This is a genomic window from Corynebacterium jeikeium (assembly GCF_000738175.1).
Lineage (GTDB): Bacteria > Actinomycetota > Actinomycetes > Mycobacteriales > Mycobacteriaceae > Corynebacterium > Corynebacterium jeikeium_C.
This window is the reverse complement of record NZ_JFCH01000007.1, coordinates 61,258-82,853: the sequence shown is the minus strand read 5'-3', so window position 1 is coordinate 82,853 and position 21,596 is coordinate 61,258. Positions and strand designations below refer to the sequence as shown.

Annotated in this window: 15 protein-coding genes; 9 read left to right on the top strand and 6 right to left on the bottom strand. The window is 62.6% G+C overall.

Going from position 1 to position 21,596, the window contains the following annotated elements; all coding sequences use genetic code 11:
- Positions 1-99 precede the first annotated feature (99 nt).
- Together JQ46_RS00370 and JQ46_RS00365 are read left to right on the top strand one after the other, a co-directional pair.
- On the top strand, positions 100-1,377 hold the full coding sequence (locus tag JQ46_RS00370) for a DUF3068 domain-containing protein (protein WP_034984446.1): 1,278 nt from the start codon (positions 100-102) through the stop codon (positions 1,375-1,377).
- A gap of 40 nt (positions 1,378-1,417) precedes the next feature.
- Complete coding sequence (locus JQ46_RS00365) at positions 1,418-3,229, top strand: membrane protein (protein ID WP_034984472.1); 1,812 nt, start codon at positions 1,418-1,420, stop codon at positions 3,227-3,229.
- Here the strand turns inward: JQ46_RS00365 and JQ46_RS00360 are convergent.
- The gene (locus JQ46_RS00360; protein WP_034984471.1) at positions 3,226-4,386 is read right to left on the bottom strand and encodes a glycosyltransferase family 4 protein; all 1,161 of its coding nucleotides are present in this window, start codon (positions 4,384-4,386) and stop codon (positions 3,226-3,228) included. The two genes, JQ46_RS00365 and JQ46_RS00360, sit on opposite strands and share 4 nt — an antisense overlap.
- A 94-nt stretch (positions 4,387-4,480) precedes the next feature.
- On the opposite strand from JQ46_RS00360, the gene JQ46_RS00355 reads away from it, so the two are divergent.
- The 3 genes from JQ46_RS00355 to JQ46_RS00345 all read left to right on the top strand — a co-directional run bounded on the left by JQ46_RS00355 (position 4,481) and on the right by JQ46_RS00345 (position 9,228).
- Positions 4,481-5,329: a class I SAM-dependent methyltransferase gene (locus JQ46_RS00355; protein WP_034984443.1), complete on the top strand. Its 849-nt coding sequence runs from the start codon at positions 4,481-4,483 to the stop codon at positions 5,327-5,329.
- Between the two features lie 234 nt (positions 5,330-5,563).
- Complete coding sequence (locus tag JQ46_RS00350; RefSeq protein WP_034984436.1) at positions 5,564-6,793, top strand: acetyl-CoA C-acetyltransferase; 1,230 nt, start codon at positions 5,564-5,566, stop codon at positions 6,791-6,793.
- A 107-nt stretch (positions 6,794-6,900) separates the two neighbouring features.
- Entirely contained in the window at positions 6,901-9,228 is a 2,328-nt protein-coding gene (locus JQ46_RS00345; RefSeq protein ID WP_034984433.1) for a 3-hydroxyacyl-CoA dehydrogenase NAD-binding domain-containing protein, read from the top strand.
- Positions 9,229-9,346: 118 nt separating this feature from the next.
- On the opposite strand, the gene budA is transcribed toward JQ46_RS00345, so the two are convergent.
- Both budA and JQ46_RS00335 read right to left on the bottom strand, forming a co-directional pair.
- On the bottom strand, positions 9,347-10,078 hold the full coding sequence (budA, locus tag JQ46_RS00340) for an acetolactate decarboxylase (RefSeq protein ID WP_034965553.1): 732 nt from the start codon (positions 10,076-10,078) through the stop codon (positions 9,347-9,349).
- A 109-nt stretch (positions 10,079-10,187) separates the two neighbouring features.
- Complete coding sequence (locus JQ46_RS00335; RefSeq protein WP_034984432.1) at positions 10,188-11,642, bottom strand: YeeE/YedE thiosulfate transporter family protein; 1,455 nt, start codon at positions 11,640-11,642, stop codon at positions 10,188-10,190.
- 392 nt (positions 11,643-12,034) lie between these two features.
- Here JQ46_RS00335 and ahpC point away from each other — a divergent pair, with 392 nt between their 5' ends.
- From ahpC to JQ46_RS00320, 3 genes are all read left to right on the top strand, one after another.
- Positions 12,035-12,598 (top strand): alkyl hydroperoxide reductase subunit C, encoded by a 564-nt coding sequence (gene ahpC, locus JQ46_RS00330; RefSeq protein ID WP_034984431.1) that lies wholly within the window; start codon positions 12,035-12,037, stop codon positions 12,596-12,598.
- A 187-nt stretch (positions 12,599-12,785) separates the two neighbouring features.
- Positions 12,786-14,366 carry an alkyl hydroperoxide reductase subunit F gene (gene ahpF / locus JQ46_RS00325; protein ID WP_034984430.1) on the top strand — a complete coding sequence of 527 codons (1,581 nt, stop codon included), beginning with the start codon at positions 12,786-12,788 and terminating at the stop codon, positions 14,364-14,366.
- Positions 14,367-15,268: 902 nt separating this feature from the next.
- Positions 15,269-16,516 (top strand): hypothetical protein, encoded by a 1,248-nt coding sequence (locus tag JQ46_RS00320; RefSeq protein ID WP_034984470.1) that lies wholly within the window; start codon positions 15,269-15,271, stop codon positions 16,514-16,516.
- A 479-nt stretch (positions 16,517-16,995) separates the two neighbouring features.
- Here the strand turns inward: JQ46_RS00320 and JQ46_RS00315 are convergent, their stop codons facing one another.
- The 3 genes from JQ46_RS00315 to JQ46_RS00305 form a co-directional block, all read right to left on the bottom strand.
- Positions 16,996-18,816, bottom strand: a complete 1,821-nt coding sequence (locus JQ46_RS00315; protein WP_034984429.1) for a phosphoenolpyruvate carboxykinase (GTP) — start codon at positions 18,814-18,816, stop codon at positions 16,996-16,998.
- Positions 18,817-19,094: 278 nt separating this feature from the next.
- Positions 19,095-19,787 (bottom strand): DUF6802 family protein, encoded by a 693-nt coding sequence (locus JQ46_RS10745; RefSeq protein WP_237744654.1) that lies wholly within the window; start codon positions 19,785-19,787, stop codon positions 19,095-19,097.
- Entirely contained in the window at positions 19,787-20,776 is a 990-nt protein-coding gene (locus JQ46_RS00305) for a hypothetical protein (RefSeq protein ID WP_155271062.1), read from the bottom strand. Before JQ46_RS00305 ends, JQ46_RS10745 begins: the two co-directional genes overlap by 1 nt.
- A gap of 52 nt (positions 20,777-20,828) precedes the next feature.
- Between JQ46_RS00305 and trmB the strand changes: the two genes are divergently transcribed.
- Positions 20,829-21,593 (top strand): tRNA (guanosine(46)-N7)-methyltransferase TrmB, encoded by a 765-nt coding sequence (gene trmB / locus JQ46_RS00300; RefSeq protein ID WP_034984426.1) that lies wholly within the window; start codon positions 20,829-20,831, stop codon positions 21,591-21,593.
- Positions 21,594-21,596 lie beyond the last annotated feature (3 nt).

Below are 21,596 nucleotides of genomic sequence, written 5' to 3'. Positions count from 1 at the left end.
GAAGTATCTAGTTTTGATTGGCTAAAGTATTGGAAGCTTTACAGGCTAACTACAGTCACCGGATAGATATAGACAGATAGAGTCAGGAAACCCCATCCTATGAAGAGAATCCTCTCCTCCGTAGCGATCGTGCTCGGTGTAGCCATGCTGGTCTTTGCCATCGCACTGCCCACCTATGTCGTCCCGAAGGGCAAGGTGCTGCCGCTGGACCTCGTATCCACCACCATCACCCCGAAGACCCCCGGCAATCTGCTGGACTCTGGGGCGCTTGCTGCCGGCAAGCCGGTGGGCAACAACAAGGACAAGCCCGAGTGTAAGGGCGACAACCCGCAGGTGAGCTGCTTCATCAACAAGGACTTGGAGATGCAGTCCCAGCGCTTCACCACCGCCCAGGAGCCGTCAGACGATGACGTCGTGACCCTCGAGTCCGGCCAGACCCTGTTCCGCACGGACCGGGAAGAGCCGAAGAACCTGATCAGAGCGTCGATCGACCACATCACCCTGGATCGCAAGACCCAGATGCCCGTGCCGGAGCCGACGTCCTCGATCGAGCTGAACGCACCGGCCCTGGATGCGGCTGCCAACGAGGGTAAGGACGAAGAGGTCGAGGCCTCCGTCGCTCCGTTCACCCGTCCGGGCATCACCTACCAGTTCCCGATGGGCACGGATCGCAAGTCCTACGACTACTTCGACATGCAGATCCTGAAGACCCAGCCGATCGACTACGTCGGTGAGGAAGAGCAGGACGGCGAGAAGGTCTACCGCTTCGAGCAGACCGTTCCCCCGACCGAGCTGTACCCTGCTCTGCGCGAGCGCCTGGAGGCCGACGGTGAGTTGTCCAAGGGCGACAAGGGCACCCTGGCCGCGCTGCGTCTGAAGTTCCCGGCGAAGGTCTGGGGCATCGACCCGGACGACATCAAGAACAAGGGCGACGAGAAGGCCGAGGACAAGAAGGACGAGAAGGCCGACGAAAAGAAGGAAGGCGAAGACGGCGAGAAGGAAGAGGACCTCGGCCCGGAGGTCGAGCTGTCCCGCTACTACACCGTCCACCGCGTGCTACGCGTGCAGCCGGATACCGGCGTGATCGTCAACGGTTCCGAGGAAGTCTTCCAGTACTACGCGCAGGATGACGAAGAGGCGCAGGAGATCTTCGAGAACAAGGAAGAGGAGATCAACAACCCGACCCGTACCGCCGTGTACTTCCCGGGTGCCTGGGATGACGAGTCCCGCGACGGCCAGATGAAGAAGGCCACCGACGGTCTGCAGAAGATCAAGCTGATGGGCACCATCCTGCCGTGGATTCTGGGCGTGGTTGGCCTGATCCTGCTGGTAGTCGGCTGGATCGCTCACCGCTCCGCACGCCTGGCGGCTAAGTAATTCCCGCAATTATTTCCGCTGAGCCACTAGACTATTGGCTGTGAAAACGCAGCCCCCGAAGACCACCGCCAAGCGCGATCAAAGGATCGCGCTGGGGTGGTCTTTCCTCGTCTCTATCGTCACTTTGTGGCCGTTCTGGCTGGGTCTGCGCCCGGATTCCTCGAAGGCGTTTCTGCTGCGGGACATGTTCGTGCCCGATTCCCTACCGGAGAATTCCAACAACCTGGGCATCAACGATGGCGCCCCGCGCGCCCTGCCACAGGATGCGGTGCTAACGCTCTTCTCCCCCACCGTCTCCGCTACGCTCCTGGCCAGCATGCTCGTGCTGGTCTCCTGCCTGATGGGCTGCTACTTCGCCGCCGCGATGGTGCGGGATATGGCGGGCGGGCGACTGTCCGCGCAGCTGGTTGCCGCTTTGTTTGTGGTGTGGAATCCGTTCGTCATCGAGCGTTTTCTGCAGGGCCAGTGGACCGTCGCCACTGCAGGCATGTTGCTGCCTGCGGTCGCTTTTCTGGCCGCCGCGCGCTCCCACGGTCTGCTGTATGTGGCGATCTGTTTGTGTGGCTTTGTGCCGACTGGTTTGATCCTGGCGCTGATCACGGCGCTAGTGTTCGCACCTTCGCATGGGGAGCGCCTGCGCAGCCTCATTGCCAGCATCATCGCCGCGTTGCCGTGGTTGCTGCCGGCGATCTGGATTTCTAATCCTTCGCAGACCCGCTCCGATGCCCTGTCCGCCGCTCTTTTCTCCGCCCGCGGCGAAAGCTTCTTAGGCCCGCTTGCCTCCACTATGGGGCTTTCGGGGATTTGGAATGCCGAGGCCATCCCGCCGTCGCGCACCCTGTTTTCGGTGGTCGTGAGTGTGATCCTTTGCGTGGTGCTGTTGCTCGGCTTCAAGGAGCTGTGGCGCGTCTATCGCGGCGTTGCGGTGCTAACTGTTCTTGCCTTAGTGACGCCCCCTCTGCTGGCCACCGGCTGGGGCGTGGATCTTATGGGCTTTGCAATTAGCCACGTACCCGGCGCGGGCATGTTCCGTGATACCTCGAAGTTCGTGTGCCTGGCGATTCCGGGGTTTGTGCTGCTGATCGCCGTGGCGGTGGAGCGGATGGACCCGCGCCGCCGCGCTGGGGACGTCCGAGAGGCCCCGGCTAAGGCAGACAGTTCCAGCCGTTCGCGGTGGGCGCCGCGTGCCGCGGCGACCGGCCTGGCGATTGCGTGTGTACTGACCGTCCCCGCATATCCGGCGGATATGGCGCCGCTGAAGCGGGTACAGATCTCGGAGACGTGGAGCCAGATGTTCACCATCATCTCCGGCGCTCCGAACGGCAAGATTGTGCTGCTCCCGCCGGGCAACTACCGCACCCGCGGCGACCGGCCGCACGTGGATCCGGGGCTGAAGTTGCTGCCGGGTTCACCGATGGATCCTGGGTTCCTGGTCGTCGATGGCCAGGTGGTGGATGGCAACCCGACCAGCATGGGGATCCTGTCGGATCTTATGAACGGCAAGAACACCCTCAAGCGCAATGGCGTGAGTTGGGTGCTGGTGGACTGGTATTCCATCACCGACGGCGCGGCGATGACCAAGGCGCTGCAGGTGCTGAACTCCAAGGGCATCCGGCGCGTGCTCAGTGCCGATAACTACGACCTCTACCGGGTGCAGAGCCCCACCCTGCCGCGCTCGCCGGTCCAAGATCGCGCGCCACTGTTCGTGGGCATGACGTTCTACTGGATGCTCATGATGTGGGGCATGTGCGTGTGGCTGTGGCGCGTCACCCGCCGGCTGCAGCTCAACGGCCGTAACCGGCCGCTGCCCGACAAGACAGGCAAAACTCACAGCGCCGACAGCGCTGACTAGCGACCGCGCGCGACCTCCTGGCGCAGCAACTTCTCCCAGGCGGCGCCGGTGGCATCCCAGGAAAACTCCTCGGCCCGGCGCTTCGCGGCCCGGCCCATCTCCCGGCGCTTCTCCGGATTATCCAGCAGGTACTCGACCGCGTTCATCAGCCCACCGGGGGAAGAACACAGCAAGCCGGTTTCCCCGTCGATGACGGAATCGCGCAACCCGGCGGAGGACTCATAGCCGACCGTCGGCACCCCATGCTGCCCCGCCTCGATCACGGCCAGGCCCCACCCCTCCTTGCGCGAGGGCATCACGTGTACAGAGGCGCGGTTGAGGATGCGATGCTTCAGCTCCTCGGACACGAAGCCGTGGAACACTACCAGCGGCTCAATCCCCAGCTCGCGGGCATAATCGCGCAGGCGGTCAGCCCACCATCCGTCGCCGATAACATCCAGGCGCACATTCGGGTGGGTGCGCGCCACGGCAGCCAGCGCGTCCAGTGCGTGCTCGATCTGTTTGTGGGGGACCAGTCGGGATAACGCCACCAGGTGGATCGTCTGCTCCTCGCTGGCGTTGTCGGAGTTGGGGCTGGGGGCGTCCGGAATCAAAGAAGGAGCGACCGGATCGATGCCGTTACGAATGATCTCGATGTTGCCGCGCGGCACGCCAAGCTCCACCAATTCCTCGGCGGAGGGGGCAGAGACGGTGACCCAGCGGCGGCGCCGGTGGATCCAGGGCGAGATGGTGGACTCGATCAGCCAGCCGATGCGGGAGAGGATCGGGCCGGCGACGGCCCACTGTTCGCGGTGGCAGTGGTGGGTCAAGACGACGGTGGGCGCGCCGCTGACCAGGGAGGCAAAGAATGGCACGCCGTTTTGCGTATCCACCACAACGTCCGGACGGCCAATGTCCGCTAGGGACCCACGCCCCCGTCGGGCGGCCAGGATCGCAGCCAGCGCGCGCGGGTAAACCGTCAGGTTGCCGCCGCCACGAGAGAAACGGAAATTACGGCCGACCTGCTGCGATCGTGTGGAGCCGGGATAGCGGGCAGTGCGGAACACCACCTGGTGGCCCTGGTTGGCCAGGTACTCCCCCACGCGCTCCAAGTAACGTTCGCTGCCGCCACCTTCGGGGTGGTTTGTGTCGCGCCAGCAGAGAAGCAGTACTTTCATGATGGACACTATGTTAGTAGCCACCGCCTGCGACTTTGCAGGGTTTGGTGAATCTGCGGAAAGAGTCAGCACAACCTGAAAAGATAGACACTCGATGAGCCCGAACAACCGCCCCGCCCGCCAGCGCCAGACACTGAGCGTTTTCCGTCGCCGCGCCACTCTGCGCCGCTCCTTCGGCCTGCTGAGCGACTTCAAGTACGAGCAGACCCGACCCGACATCTTCTACGGCCACCTGGCCGAGGACACCGTCGGGCTGATCCGCGACATCTATGCGGGCGTGCGCGGCGCGGGGCAGGATTCTGGGCAGGAGGCTAGACAAACTGAAGACCAGAGCGAGCCCCTGCGCGGCACGAAGATCCTGGACGTCGGCGGCGGCCCCGGCTACTTCGGCGTGGCCTTCGACAAGGCCGGCGCGGACTACTACACCTGCGAACCCGACGTCGGCGAGATGGCCGCCGCGGGCATTAAGTTGCAGACCTCGGTGCGGGGTTCGGGGCTGGACCTCCCCTTTCTTAGTGACGCCTTCGACATCACCTACTCTTCCAATGTCGCCGAGCACGTACCGGATCCGTGGCGGATGGCCGACGAGATGCTGCGGGTGACGAAGCCAGGCGGAGTGATGATCTACAGCTACACCGTGTGGCTGGGTCCATTCGGCGGGCACGAAACCGGGCTGTGGCAGCACTACGTGGGCGGGGAATTCGCCGCCCGGCGCTATGAGAAGAAGATGGGCAAGCCGCCAAAGAACCGCTGGGGCGAGAGCCTGTTCAACGTCTCCGCAGCCGCAGGCCTGAAGTATGCACGCAAGGTGCACGGCGAAAGCGCCGAGCTGGTGGCCGCATTCCCGCGCTATCACCCCTGGTGGGCGTGGTGGATGGTGCGAGTGCCGGGGTTCCGCGAGTTCGCGGTTTCCAACCTGGTGCTGGTGTTTCAGAAGCGCTAGGTCAGCCTCAACCTAGCGGGGGCACCTTATAGGGGAAGAAAAAGACATAAGACTACAACTACTTCCTCGAAGAACGGGTAATGTGGCGTGAGACACAAGTCTAGTGCTGCGGCCTGCTAAGCCACTGGAATCATGAGCCGCTGGTTTTATGAACCACAGGGTTCATGAACCACTGCCCTAGTCGATCGCTGCACTAAAGGATCACTGTCGAGAACGATAGGAAATAGGACTGACATGACCAGTAACACTGGCGCCCCTGAGGCATTCATTTACGACGCCGTCCGCACCCCCCGTGGCAAGGGCAAGCCGGGCGGTTCCCTGCACACCGTAAAGCCCGTTGACCTGCTCTCCGGCCTGATCGAATCGATCATCGAGCGCAACCCGGGCATCGACCCCAACCGCATCAGCGACGTCATCGCTGGCTGTGTCACCCCCGTCGGCGACCAGGGCATGGACATCGCCCGCACCGCCGCGCTGAACGCCGGCCTGCCGTACACCGCCACCGGCCTCCAGGTGAACCGCTACTGCGCTTCCGGCCTGACCGCCGTGAACCTGGGCGCACAGAAGATCCGCTCCGGCTGGGACGACCTGGTCTTCGTCGGCGGCGTGGAGTCCATGTCCCGCGTCCCGATGGGCTCCGACGGCGGCGCCCTTGCTATGGATCCCGCCTCCAACTTCTACAACGACTTCATCCCGCAGGGCATCTCCGCTGACATCATCGCCAGCCTGGACGGCCTGTCCCGCGAGGACCTCGACGCTTTCGCTGCCCGCTCCCACGAGCGCGCATCCAAGGCATGGGAAGAGGGCCGCTTCGACCGCACAGTCGTTCCGGTGAAGGACCAGAACGGGATCACCCTGCTGGACCGCGACGAGACCATCCGCCCTGGCACCACCGTCGAGGGCCTGTCCGGCCTGAAGCCCGCCTTCGCCATGATCGGCGACCAGGGTGGCTTCGACGCTGTCGCGCAGACCAAGTACCCGCAGCTGGAGCGCATCAACCACCTGCACCACGCAGGTAACTCCTCCGGCATCGTCGACGGCGCAGCCCTGCTGGCCATCGGTTCCGAGCAGGCCGGTAAGGACTTCGACCTGACCCCGCGCGCCCGCGTTGTCTCCGTCGCCACCTCCGGTGTGGAGCCGACCATCATGCTGACCGCCCCAGCTCCGGCCTCCCGCGCCGCCCTGGCCAAGGCTGGCCTGAAGCCCGAGGACATCGACATCTGGGAGATCAACGAGGCATTCTCCTCCGTCGTCCTGCGTGCACAGCGCGAGCTGGACATCCCGGACGAGAAGCTGAACGTCTCCGGTGGCGCCATCGCCATGGGCCACCCGCTGGGTGCAACCGGCGCGATCATCACCGGTACCGCCGTCGACGAGCTGCACCGCACCGGCGGCCGCTACGCCCTGATCACCCTCTGTGTCGCAGCCGGCATGGGTGTGGCCACGATCATCGAGCGCGTCTAACCGACCTTCCCGCAGACCAAAACACAAGAAACACTCAATTTTCCTCTGACAACCTCCCGCGGACGCAAGCGTGAGGGCGTCAATAAATAAAACAAGGAGCATCACACATGAGCATGTTCAAGTGGGACCAGGATGGCGACGGCATCGTAACCATCACCATGGACGACCCGAACCAGCCGGTCAACACCATGAACGACACCTTCCAGGGCGAGCTGCCCGAGCTGGTGGAGAAGCTGCAGGGCGCAGTGGAATCCGGCGAGGCCAAGGGCGTGGTCATCACCTCCGCGAAGAAGACCTTCTTCGCCGGCGGCGACATCAAGTCGATGATCAAGTCCACCCCGGAAGACGCAGAAGCAATCACCAAGCAGATCAACGGCATGAAGGCCGGCCTGCGCGCCATCGAGACCCTCGGCGTGCCGGTTGTCGCCGCCATCAACGGTGCGGCGCTCGGCGGTGGCCTGGAGATCGCTCTGGCCACGCACCACCGCATCGCTTCGGACGCCAAGGGCCTGAAGGTTGGCCTGCCAGAGGTCACCCTGGGTCTGCTGCCGGGTGGCGGCGGTGTGACCCGCGTGGTCCGCATGCTGGGCATCCAGGACGCACTGATGAAGGTCCTGACCACTGGCCGCCAGTTCCGTGCAGAAGACGCACTGAAGACCGGCCTGATCGACGAGGTCGTCCCGGCAGACCAGCTGATCGACGCTGCAAAGAAGTGGATCAAGGAAAACCCGGAAGCATCCCAGCCGTGGGATCAGAAGGGCTTCAAGATCCCTGGTGGCACCCCGACCAGCCCGAAGCTGGCGCAGTTCCTGCCCTCCTTCCCGGCTAACGTGACCAAGCAGATCAAGGGCGCACCGATGCCGGCACCGAAGGCCATTCTGAAGGCCGCCGTTGAGGGCGCACAGCTGAAGAACATCGAAGAGGCCCTGGCTGTGGAGACCCGCTACTTCGTGGAGCTGGTCACCGGCACGACCTCCAAGAACATGATGCAGGCATTCTTCTTCGACCTGCAGTACTGCAACGGTGGCGGCTCCCGCCCGAAGGACGTTGAGAAGAAGCAGTTCAAGAAGCTGGGCATGGTTGGTGCCGGCATGATGGGCGCAGCGATCGCCTACGTGGCAGCGAAGGCTGGCATGGAGGTCGTGCTGAAGGACATCAAGATGGAGGCTGCCGAGAAGGGCAAGTCCTACTCCGAGGGCCTGGAGGCCAAGGCGCTGAAGCGTGGCAAGACCACCGAGGAGAAGTCCAAGGCTCTGCTGGATCGCATCAAGCCTTCCGTCGACTACTCCGACCTGTCCGACTGTGACATCGTGATCGAGGCCGTGTTCGAGAACACCGAGCTGAAGCACAAGGTCTGGGCAGAGATCGAGGCAGCCGTGCCGGAGGATTGCGTGCTGGGCTCCAACACCTCCACCCTGCCGATCACCGAGCTGGCTACCGGCGTGAAGCGCCCGAAGGACTTCATCGGTATCCACTTCTTCTCCCCGGTAGACAAGATGCCGCTGGTGGAGATCATCAAGGGCGAGGAGACCTCCGACGAGACCCTGGCTGCGGCCCTGGACTTCACTGGCCAGATCCGCAAGACCCCGATCGTCGTGAACGACTCCCGCGGCTTCTACACCTCCCGCGTCATCGGCTTCTTCCTGAACGAGGCTATGCGCATGCTGGCTGAGGGCATCGACCCGGCCGTCATCGAGGCCGCTGGCCGCCAGGCTGGCTACCCGGCACCGCCGCTGCAGCTGCAGGACGAGCTGAACCTGAAGCTGGCCCGCAAGATCGGCGCCGAGACCCGCGCTGCTCAGGAGGCCGCTGGCCTGACCGTCGACGACGGTGGCGTGACCGAGATCGTGGACAAGATGCTGGACGAGTACGACCGCCCGGGCAAGCTCGAGGGCAAGGGCTTCTACGAGTACAACGAGGAAGGCCGCCGCACCGGCCTGTGGCGCGGCCTGTGGGACGAGCTGGGCGCCGGCAAGGTGAAGGTCGCCGACGGCGAGTCCACCGTTGCAGGCACCGGCCTGGACTCGGCCGCCACTGGCGCAGCCCAGAAGGCTGCCGCTGACCCGAGCGGCGTGGCTGCTGGCTCCAACGTTCCGGCTGACGCACCGGCCTTCATCGACCTGGTGGAGCGCCCACTGTTCGCCGAGGCTCTGGAGACCCAGAAGTGCATCGACGAGGGCGTGCTGACCTCTGATGCGGATGCCAACATCGGCTCCATCATGGGCATCGGCTTCCCGGCATGGACCGGCGGTACCCGCCAGTACATCAAGAACTACGACCGCCCGGCCGCCGCTACCCTCCCCGAGGGCAAGGTCGCGGACCGCGACGGTGGCGACTACCCGACCCGCGGCGTTGCAGGCTTCGTTGCCCGCGCTGAGGAGCTGGCCGCCAAGTACGGCGAGCGCTTCACCCCGCTGGAGTCCCTGAAGAAGTAGTTCTTCTTCCGCCCCAGGGCATCGCCCCCAAGGGCGTCCCCCAGAGCGAGAACGCTTAAAGCCCCCAATTCCCTTTGCGGATTACCTCCGCTGGAGTTGGGGGCTTGTTTTTGTAACGCTAGTCCTTAACCTCCGTCTTGTGCAGCTGGGCGTCTAGATCCTCCGGGTCCAGGTTCGCCTCGGAGAACGCACTGGTCAGCGGCAGGCGTAGTTCCAGGTCGGTGCCGGGGCACAGCTCGATCTTGCCCTCTTCCAGGGTGAAGTCCAGCACGTGCCCGCCCACGGTGCGCGAGTCGTCGATGAAGTGCACGTGGCATCCGGGGACGGAAATCCCCTTCTCGTAGACCGGCGTGCGGAAGCCCGCGATAATGCCCGTCACGTCGGTGAAGTGTTGCTCGGCGTCATCGTCCGTCGCCTCAACCATCGGCCGATAGGGCGGCTTCTGCTTCACGACCGTGCGGGTGACCACGCTGCTGAAGTGTCCGGTAATGCGGACGGCATACATGTAGTTCGAGGAGGGCGTCATGCCGTCGATGAACTTCGATAGATCCGCGCGACGAATGTTTTCCGGGGCGCGACGGCGGATGCGCGGCACGAAGTTCGTCGCCACGGCATAGGGACTGCGGGTTTCCAGATCGGCGCGGGTGGCACTGCCATCGTGGCGCAGCTGGTAGCAAACGCCATCAATGATGACCATCTCGCCATCCAGCGCATCGAACGTCCCCAGCCCGAAGTTGCCCTTTCCCAACAGCTCGCCGACGGTCATCTCACCGTCGTAAATACCGTCCAGCAGGGCGGTCATCAGGGAGTTCTGGAAGATTGTGTGCCTAGTTACCGGTGAGTCACTCATGCGCCCCATTGTTGCCGTGCTCGCCCGTCACTCGCTTTTCTTAGTGACGCCCCTCTCGCCCCAACCACCCCCAATATGGGGCGGTGGGGCCGGATAGGCTGCTGGCAGCCTAGCTGCCCTTCTTAACGGTGATGGTCCAGCCAGCGTCGGTGGTCTGCTCGAAGTTCGTGACTTCATGGCCATCGGTGGCAGCCCACCGCGGGATGGCATCGGTGGCTTGGGTGCAGTCAAAGTCGATCTGCAGCGAATCTCCGACGGAAAGGTCAGCCATCGCCACCTTGGCGTCGATCAGAGGGAACGGGCACACCGCACCGAGGGTGTCGAGCTTATAAGTCCGGTCGCCGACCAATTTGAGGTCGCTATCTCCGCTGGCGCCTACCGATTCGGCGCTTTCCGCAACCGTGGCCTTGCGATCCAGCAGCAGGGTGCCCGTGGTTTGGAAGCCCAGCTGCGCCGCCATGGCCTTCTGCTCTGCGGCTGGCTGAGCGGTGCGTGCGGAAGACTGATCCTGGCCAGTCTTCGGGCTAGTTTCCTGGCCCGGCACCACATCCGTGGGCTTGAGCCACAGCTTGGCGGCTGCCCAGATGCCGATGGCGATAAACAGCAGCGCAACCCAGCCCTGGTAGCTGAACAGGGAGGTCTGCACCATGCCGTTGCCCACAGTGCAGCCGCCGGCAGCGGAGGCGCCCACGCCCATCAGCACGCCGCCGATGACGGAACGAACAGCCTGCTCGCCGGAGGGAACGCGCAGGCGGAATTCACCAGACGCCTTGGCAGCGAAGAATGCGCCCACCAGCAGGCCGAGCACCAACATGACTCCCCAGTCCACCGTATCTTCGCCGCTGACGAGGAACTTAGAGAGGTTGGACGATGGGCTGGTGATACCTAGTCCGTCGTTGCGGCCCGTCGCTGCCGACAGTGGCCATGCGAGCACACCCAGCGCACCGATGATGGCCGCGGTGGGATAGAAATGCCAGGGCTTTTCCGCCAGCAGGTGCGCGAGGCCTGTCTTCTTCGACTTCAGGGTCGCCATCTTCGGCGCCTTAGCTTCCTGAGCGAGGAAGTGGCGGGTCAGGAAGCCAACCCCTAGCGCAAATGGAATAACGAGCCACCAGACGGAGATTCCCAGAGACCCGTGGATGGTGGTGATGGGCAGCGTCCAGCTGCGCATCCCCTCGTTGAGAGCGTTAAGCGAGCCGCCCTTCATAGCTGCAGCACTGCCGGCATAAAAGATCAGCGCCAGCCACGAGCCGATAAGGCCTTCGGCGGAGCGGTACCAGGTGCCGGATGCGCAGCCGCCCGCCAGCACGATGCCCATGCCGAAAAGCAGACCACCCAGCACGACGGCGAGCGGTGCGAACTGCTTGTACTCAGGTGTAATCACTCCCGCAGTTGTGAGGGCGGCAAGGCCGACCGCGTGGACTGCGATGACGATAAGCAGGGCGGTGAAGCCCCGCCAGGTCTTATTCAAGAAAATGTCGCGAATCATGCCGGTTACGCAGAACCTGCCGCGTTGCATGACCCAGCCAAGGACAGCACCTAAAGCCAATCCGGTGACAATCATGGGTTCCCCTACTCCAAACTAAAAATGAACCGATCTGTCTGTCTGTTTGAATGCGCAATATTAGCCTCCCGGGCAACTCTCCCTCAAGCCCTAAGAGAGGTTCATCACATACGAAGCCTCGCAAACCGCACGCAAGGCCCCATAAATCAGCATTGATAGCGACCTCCGATTTAAACCCATAGCCCGCCACCAATCTAAACCTATCAATCCTTGACTTTTACAAAGCCATCGCTATAATGGGTGGTGGATCGCAATCAAGCAGCCCACATTGCCGCCCCCGATGATCCACTTCAACTTCAAAACAAGACTGAAGAAAATCGGTAGGCTTTGTGGCGACGGTTGTGAATAACTGCCAACTTAAACCCGAAACCAAGCCCCCAAGGAGGCACAGCATGTCCCTCATCAACACCGAGATTCTGGATTTCAAGAACCCCGCTTTCTTCAACGGTGAGTTCACCGAGGTTTCCAAGGACGACGTCCTGGGCAAGTGGTCCATCTTCTTCTTCTACCCGGGCGACTTCACCTTCGTCTGCCCCACCGAGCTGGGCGACCTGGCTGACCACTACGAAGAGCTGAAGGGCCTGGACGTAGAGGTTTACGCCGTATCCACCGACTCCCACTTCGTGCACAAGGCATGGCACGCAGAGTCCGAGCAGGTCGGCAAGGTTAACTACTACATGCTGGGCGACTCCACCGGCCAGCTGACCAACAACTTCCAGAACATGCGTCCCGGCGCCGGCCAGGCAGACCGCGCAACCTTCCTGGTAGACCCGGAGGGCAAGATCCAGTACATCGAGCAGACCGCCGAGGGCATCGGCCGTGACGCTTCCGAGCTGGTCCGCAAGGTCAAGGCCGCTAAGTACGTTGCAGAGCACCCGGGCGAGGTCTGCCCCGCCAAGTGGGAAGAGGGCGAAGACACCCTGACCCCGGGCATCGACCTGGTTGGCAAGATCTAACTTCCCCTTCCACTCCCCCGCCGCACCCAGGCGGGAAACCCACGGCGGGCCGGGCTTTCCACTTGCGGATCCCGCCCGCCGTTTTTAGCGCCTTTAACCCACCAACAAATCCCCATCCCCCGAAGAACCCACGTGTGGCGCGCATCCCCTTGGGGTGGCGTCAATAAACAAAGAAAGAGAGCACCCCATGGCTAAGCAACTACTGGACGACAACCTACGCAAGCAGCTCGGCCAGCTCGTCCCCCGCATCACCAAGGACATCGAGCTGGTGTACAGCCTGGACGACCGTTCGGCCTCCGAGGACCTGGAGAAGCTGCTGCAGGACATCGCCGAGCTTTCCGACAAGATCACTGCCCGCCGCGACGACGACGCGCACGAGCGCAAGCCCTCCTTCAGCATCGTCCGCACCGGCAGCGACATTTCCGTGGCCTTCGCGGGCATCCCGATGGGCCACGAATTTAGCTCCCTGGTGCTGGCGCTTCTGCAGGTCGGCGGCAACCCGATCAAGGAAGACAAGGACCTGATCGAGCAGGTAGAAAACCTGGACGGCGACTACGAATTCGTCACCTACATGTCCCTGACCTGCCAGAACTGCCCGACCGTCGTGCAGGCACTGAACACCATGGCGGTACTGAACCCGCGCATCAAGCACACCGCGGTGGAGGGCTCGCTGTTCCAGGACGAGGTGAAGGAAAACAACGTCCTGGCCGTGCCGACCATTTACCTGAACGGCGAGGAGTTCGGCCAAGGCCGCACCACCATCGAGGACTTCGTACGCAAGCTGGACAGCGGCTCTTCCGCGCGTGAGGCGAAGAAGCTGAACGAGAAGGATCCCTACGAGGTACTGGTCGTCGGCCAGGGGCCGGCGGGTGCCGCAGCCTCCATCTACGTGGCCCGCAAGGGGTTGAACGTAGGCCTGATCGGCGAGCGCTTCGGCGGCCAGGTACTGGACACGAACTCCATCGAGAACTTCATCTCCGTGCCCTCCACCGAAGGCCCGAAGCTGGCGGCGGAGTTCGAGGAGCACGTCGGCCAGTACGACATTGACGTGGTGAAGGCCCAGGCCGCGACCGGTCTGACCCCTGCCGCCGAGGAGGGTGGCCTGCACACGGTGCACTTTGGAGATGACGCCACCCTGCGCGCCCGTGCCCTCGTTATCGCCACGGGCGCACAGTGGCGAACCCTGGGCGTTCCAGGCGAGGAAGAGTACCGCAACAAGGGCGTGACCTTCTGCCCGCACTGCGACGGCCCGCTGTTCAAGGGGAAGTCCGTGGCCGTGATCGGCGGCGGAAACTCGGGCATCGAGGCCGCGCTGGATCTGGCAGGTGTGGTGAAGCACGTGACGGTTCTGGAGTTCGGCGAGGCCTGCCGCGCGGATGACATCCTGATGCAGCGCGTGGAGGAAACCGCGAACATCGACGTGATTACGTCGGCAGCTACGACGGAGATCGTGGGCGACGGCAAGAACGTCACCGGCCTGACCTACACGGACCGCACTAACGACGAGTCGAAGTCGCTAGACGTCGCGGGCGTGTTCATCCAGATCGGCCTGGTGCCGAATACCCAGTGGCTGGGCGAGAGTGGCCTGGAGCTGAACAAGATGGGCGAGATCGTGGTGGACGAGCACAATGCCACCAACATCCCTGGCGTGTACGCCGCCGGCGACTGCACGGAAGTGCCCTTCAAGCAGATCGTGATTGCCCAGGGTGCTGGCGCAAACGCTGCGCTGGGCGCGTGGCAGTACACGGTGACTGCGCCGAAGGCGTAGGGGACTAACTGGTTTGGCGGTCTGGCTGGCATGGTGGCCGCCAGGCCTTCAGTTCAAATGTCGCTAGAACGGGAATGCGTTACTGCAAACAATTTGCACTACCGCAAACCAGCAGGTCAGCGACTTGCGGCTGGGAGGGTGCCCATGGCACACGGTTGCGCATTCCCGTTCTAGCGACATTTCCGCCCCTGAAGCCCCATTTTCAGCACCTCGGCACACCTCGATCTACCCAGGCCGACACCCCAGCACATCTCGATCTACCCAGGCCAACGCCCAGCACACCCTGATCCCCCTCGGCACACTCTAACCACCCAGACTGACTCCGCTCTGCGCCGTCGAGCGCACCCATAAAGCCCAACACTGGGGCTTAATTGTCGGAAAATTTGCAAAACGTTATTGGGTACATTTTTCATCTACATAAAATGCCTGGTCAGAGCCTTCTCCGCAACCAGAGATGTGTCCCGAGATTTACGTTTTGCAACTTTCCCGACAATTCCGCATCCCAGAACCCCTCCGTGGAGCAGGTTCAACCGTCCACGGGGGAGCTAGCTCCCTCCCGCCAAGACGAACCCGCCACTCCCACCCCTCCCGAGGAAGCCTGCAAGACTTCCGATCGCTACTTTAGGTCCTTTCTTCACCCCTTTCCGACCTACACAGCACCCCAGGAAACTCGGCAATTACTGACAGCATGGCGCAAATATCAAGCGCTAGCAGACCGCGCCAAACCCAGCGGAAATAGCGGAAGTGTGAGTACTATTTAAGAAACTTAATGCAATTCTCACTACCAGCAAAGGACCACCATGCGTTTGCGCTCCGCCCTCACCCATCTCACCTCGAAAACCAATGGCCACGGAGGCGTCCACGCGAAGCGGGGTCGGTGGCGAGTTGGGGCTGTGGGCGTCATGACCATAGCGGCTTTAGCAATGACCAGCTGTTCGAGCGACGAACCGCAGGACAACACGGCGGCAAGCAGTACAAATAGGGGCGATGCGAAGAGCGGCGAGAAGGCGGAAGCAAAGGCCGACCCGACGCAGCAGGCGATCGATGCGTACAAGGATGTTTTAGATAATCCGGAAAAATACGAGCGCGACCATTCCGAACGCGACGATTATCACCCGACTGGGACTTATTCCTATGCACTGATTGAGGCGAATAATGATGAAGTTCCGGAGCTATTGCTCAAGAATGATTGCAAGTATTTCTCACCGGTGACTTTTATTGCAATTGGCCAGGATGGAAAGCCCTTTGCCGTGGACAAAGAACTGGTGACGGGCGCGGGAACCACTGCAGCTCGGGCTAACGTAGCGGCTTCCAGCGAGGGCGACGGAATCTACGAATGGTCTTACACAAGCGGGCGCCCGGAAGTACCAACGATTCATTACAATTTCGACGGCGAGCAGCTCACCGAGGGCGAGAAAAGCGAATGGAGCCAGGTCACGGGCACTCCAGCTGAGCAGGTTGAGTTGGAATGGTACGTCACCGACGACGCGAACGGACTGAAGAAGAACCAGTCTGGCTCTAACTTCGGATCCGGCGAATCTTCCGCGAAATCCGATAGCTCCAATAGCAAGGATAAAAGTAAGAAAAAGAAGGGGAAAAAGCCTAATCCCGATCTGCCTGCGGGTTACGTGAAGAAGGGTGACAGAAAGGAAGGCAACAAACCCAATCCTGATGGCGACGCCTCAGCCTCCGCGAGTAAGGACCTCCCCGAAGGCGCTTACGCGAAGGCCGGTGGGCCGATTCCTTCGGATGCTCGTCCGGTGCGGACGATTAAGCACAACAGCCTAGGAGATATCGCGGTCTTCAAGACCCCGAGCGAGAATATAGGCTGTGACATCCAGAAAGATTCGTTGAACTGTGGTGTCGCGTCATACCGGGAAAGCAAACCCCACGGAAAGTCAGGACAATACGCTAACTGGTGGGTGAAAGTCGACGCTCAGACTGTTGGGTCTAAGAACGACCCTCCCGCGTATTTTCCCCAAGGTGCAGATATCAATGACCACGCACCAACAGAAACCGTCCCCTACGGCACCACTGTCTATTATGGCCGCTACGCCTGTCACTCCGCCTATGAGGGCCTGACCTGCTGGAACTCTAATACTGGCAAGGGTGCATTCATCACCCGCGAGCGGACCCATTTCTTCGGCTAACTACACCGCCCTGGCGGTGTTTGTTGCGGCAATCCGCGCCGGCGCGTAGGTCAACCGCCACGCCGTGAGCCTGGTCGTGCTCCCAGTCGGCTGGGACTTCGGCTTAAATGTCGTAAAAGTTGCAAAACGTTATTGGGCACATTTTTCATCTACATAAAATGCCTGGTCAGAGCGTTTTCTTCAACCAGAGGTGTGCGCCGAGAATTACGTTTTGCAACTTTTCCGACATTTGACCCTAGCCCTGGAGTTAACCGAGGGAGGAAGTGGCGGCGCGGCGCGCAGAAACGGCGCTGGGACGGTTTAACAAACACAGCCCCCAGAGGCCTAGGCATAAAGAAAGCGCCGGGAAGGTTCTCCTCCCGGCGCCTCGCCTAGTTCAGCGCCTAGCGCCAGCACGCTCGCGGACGCGAGCTACCAGCACTGCACGCGAGCCACTAGCGCTACGCAGCGCCTCGCCATCAGGCGCAGCGCCTAAACAGCTACTTCGCAGCCTGCACGCGATCCTTCAGACCCTGGAACTCGTCCCAGACCTCGGACGGAACCTTCGGACCCAGGAACTTCAGCCATTCCTCGTTGTCGGCCAGGTCGCGCTCCCAGTCAGCCGGGTTCACGGCCAGCGCCTCGCGGATGTCCTCCTCGGTCTCCTTCAGGCCCTCGGTGTCGATGTCCTCGTAGCGGGCGGTGTAGCCAACGACGGTCTCGTCGGCCTCCACGCGGCCCTCGATGCGGTCAACGATCCACTTCAGCACGCGGGAGTTCTCGCCGAAGCCCGGCCACAGGAAGCGGCCGTCCTCGCCACGGCGGAACCAGTTCACCAGGAAGACCTCTGGCATCTTGTCGCCGCCCTTGTTGCCCATGTCAATCCAGTGCTGCAGGTAGTCACCGGCGTTGTAGCCGATGAACGGCAGCATAGCCATCGGGTCGTGGCGCAGGGAGCCAACGGCAGCCTCGGCTGCAGCGGCGGTCTGGCCGGAAGCCAGGGTGGCACCGATGAAGGTGGCGTGGTTCCAGTCGCGAGCCTGAGTAATCAAAGGCACGGTGTCTGCACGGCGACCGCCGAACAGAATGGCGGAAACCGGCACGCCCTTCGGGTCATTGAACTCCGGTGCGGCAACCGGGCACTGCTCGATCGGCACGCAGTAGCGGGAGTTCGGGTGTGCGGCCTTGTTGCCGGAATCCGGGGTCCACTCGTTACCCAGCCAGTCAATGAGGTGCTGCGGCTCGCCTTCCTTGGACTCCCACCAGACGTTGTTGTCATCGGTCAGAGCCACGTTGGTGTACAGGGTGTTGCCCGGCTCCATGGACTTCATGGCGATCGGGTTGGAGGCGTAGTTGGTGCCCGGCGCCACGCCGAAGAAGCCGTTCTCCGGGTTCACGGCGTACAGGCGGCCGTCCTCGCCGAAGTGCAACCATGCGATGTCGTCGCCGACGACCTCTGCACGCCAGCCCGGAATGGTCGGCTGGATCATGGCCAGGTTGGTCTTGCCACACGCGGATGGGAAAGCCGCACAGATGTAGTAGGCCTTGTCCTCCGGGCTGATCAGCTTCAGAATCAGCATGTGCTCTGCCATCCAGCCCTCGTCGCGCGCCATGGCGGAGGCGATGCGCAGTGCATAGCACTTCTTAGCCAAGATGGCGTTGCCGCCGTAGCCGGAGCCGTAGGACCAGATCTCGCGATCCTCCGGGAATTGGGTGATGTACTTCGTGTCGTTGCACGGCCAGGTGGAGTCTTCCTGCCCCGGCTCCAGCGGAGCACCCACGGAGTGCAGCCCCTTCACGAACTCACCGTTCTCGCCGATCTTGTCCAGGGCTTCCTTACCCATGCGGGTCATGATGCGCATGGACATAACCACGTACGGGGAGTCGGTGATCTCGATGCCCAGCTTCGGGGATGGATCAGTGATCGGCCCCATGCAGAAAGGCACGATGTACATGCGGCGGCCCTTCATGGAGCCGGAGAAGTGCTCGCGCATCTCGGCGCGCATCTGCTCCGGATCCATCCAGTTGTTGGTGGGGCCGGCGTCTTCCTCGGTCTTGGAGCAGATGAAGGTGCGGGACTCCACACGCGCAACGTCGGCCGGGTTGGAGCGTGCCAGGAAGGAGTTCGGCTGCGCCTTTTCATCCAGCTTGATCAGGGTGCCGTGCTCGACCAGCTGCTCTGCCAGCTGGTTCCACTCCTCCTCGGAGCCATCACAGAACACGACTGATTCTGGCTGGAAGAGCTCCACGGCCTCCTCGATCCAGTTCAGCATTTCCTGGTTCTTGGTGGGCGCCTCGCCGACAAGCCCTCGAATGGTCATCGATTTTCTCCCTACGTGTTTGTGTCCCACAACCCGGCCCGGCCAAATATGCACAAGCATTCAATAGCCGACCGTCGGTTTAAACTTCCAGTTCAAACCCGGTTGTATTCATTATTAACTCTACTAAATCCTGCGGTTTTTGGGCATTCAATATAGCTGTGATCTGTAATTATCCGGGTCTGCGCAAAGACACAGGTATCCCTTCCGCCCCCAGACTATCGTGAAGCGCCGGGGCCGTGGTTTGGTTCCGTGGCCAGTGGTTGTACATCACACCCCGGCTAACCCCATTCCCCCCGATCAACGCATTTCCAGGCATCTGCCTGCCATTGATTGTTCCCCGTATCGGGGGTATTGCTGTTCTTTCTTTCTGACGCCCCTTCAGCCTCACCGGTCTCTATCCACCGCCAGGCTGACCATTGTCCGTCGTAGGAAACTGAAGAGACGTAGTCCACCTTGCCGTCGCCGTCCGTATCGCTAAGGATGCTCATCCCCTGGTCGTCGGCGATGGTGACGGACTCTTCCACGCCTCCGCTGCCGTGCCACGAGCGGGCGCCTGGGCCGGCACCTGGGTCGGCGCTCGAGTTGCTCCCCGGGCTGGCGCTAGATTGGCTTTCAGGGCGGGCGCCAGCATGGGCGCCAGAGTTGTCACCATTGCGCTGGCCGGGCGCCCGGTTGGGGTCGTGGGCATTCGGGTCGTGAGAGTTGAGTTCATCCACGAAGTATTCGCGCCCGCCGTACTCGACAGTCAGGCCGCTGCCGCCCCCGGTAATTCCGCCACCTTCTCCCACTCCGCCGAGCCCGTCAGTCAGCCCACCCACGGTGCCCGGCGCGCCACCGTGTAGCTCGTGCAACTCGTGGCTGCCAATCAGATCTGCCAGAGGGTTCTGCGGAACAGCACCCCCGGCACCGCCTGCCCCATTGAGCCCGTCATCCGGGAAATCAAACATGCCGGCACCCATTAGTTCACCCATCAGTTCGCCTCCATCGCAAGGCTGCGGATGCGGGGTGCCACCGGCGGGATCTCCAGCCGGGTGACCACCTCCGTCACCACCGTCGCCCAATGCTGTCGCAAGGCCGCGTCCTCCTTGGCGGCGCGGGCTTTCAGCGCCTCAGAGCGCAGCATGACCAGCCGCGCCCCCAACACTGCCAGGGTCACCAGCACACCGACTATCACGCCGGCCACCGGCCCAGAGAGTCGGCCGACCATAGTTCCCAACCCGAGCCCCGCTGCCAGGCCGGCCGCGGCGGCCAGCACCACACTCGCCCGCGAGCCCACCACAGCAGACGGCCGAGCCGGGACTTCCTCCTGTGCTTCCGGAAGTGCGGGGAAGACCACTCCCTGCTCCAGTACCGCCAAGCGCAAACGCGCCATGAATGCAGCATGCAGATACTCGAACCTGTCGGCACCCCTAGCAGCACTAGCACCCCAAGCGCCCCGAGCTCCCCTAACTCGCCTAGCTCCACTAGCGTCGCGCGCCTGGTCAGCAGCGTCGGTATCCTCCAGCACTTCCTGGGCGATCCGGGTCGCGCTGAGCCGCGTGGCGATACGCACCCGGTCCAGCCGCTCGGCATCCGCCCGGCGCGCCTGCACCTCCCACTCGTTTACATCCACGCCCAGCGCCCGGATCCACCCGCACACCTCGTCCACGTCCTCGCACCAGACCCAGCCTGGGGTGTGGCCCCATTCAGACGAGGGGGCGTCACTACCAAAGGGCCAGAGCAACACCACGCCCATAGCCTGCGCGATGGCCCGGGCGACCTCGCGATCCTCCGCGCTGGCGTGCCCCACCACCGCAACGACGATGTCGGGGTGCTGCTCTGGGCCGGCGCCCTCCACAACCTCGAAGCGCTCCCCCGCCGTGCTGGTGCTTGCCTTAGCTTCCACCCGCGTGCGCAACTGCGCGGCGCACTCGGCGACCGCGCGCGCATCCGGGCCAATGACCGAAATGGTCTTCAACATCTTTGTTAAGTCCCCCACTTGGCTTAAGACATTCCGCAGGCCATCTGCAAGAATGGTCTGGATGAATAATTCCGATAACACGCCAGGCAGCCTTCCCCCAGGCCGCCCACTACAGACAGAGTTTAACGACGGTCGCGACTATCCGCGACTGGGAAACTTTAGCTTCCGGCGCGGCACCCTGACCGACAACCAGGAGGCCCTATGGAACGAACACTGGCCTAAACTGGGCAAAGTCCTCGCCGACGAGGTCATTGACCTGCCCGAATGGTTCGGCCGCGATGCCGAAACAATTGTGGAAATTGGCTCCGGGACGGGCACCTCGACCGCCGCGATGGCGCCGCTGGAGGCGGAAAAGAACATCGTCGCCGTCGAGCTTTACCGCCCCGGGCTGGCCAAGCTGCTGGGTTCCGTGGTGCGCGGCGACATTCACAACGTGCGCATGATCCGCGGCGACGGCGTAGAAGTCCTGCAGCGCATGTTCGCACCCGAGTCGCTGTCCGGCGTGCGCATCTACTTCCCGGATCCGTGGCCCAAGGCCCGCCACCACAAGCGACGCATCGTGCAATCCGGCACGCTGCACCTGATCGCCTCCCGCCTCAAGCCGGGCGGCATTCTGCATATCGCCACCGACCACGCGGACTACGCAGAGTGGATCGAAGAGCTGGTGGAGATCGAAGAGCAGCTGGAATACCTGGGCTGGCCCGAGGACCAGTCGGACATTCCACAGCTGACGGACCGCCAGGTAATCACCAAGTTCGAGGGCAAGGGCCTGGACAAGGAACACATCATCCGCGAGTACCTGTGGCGGAAGAAATAGCTA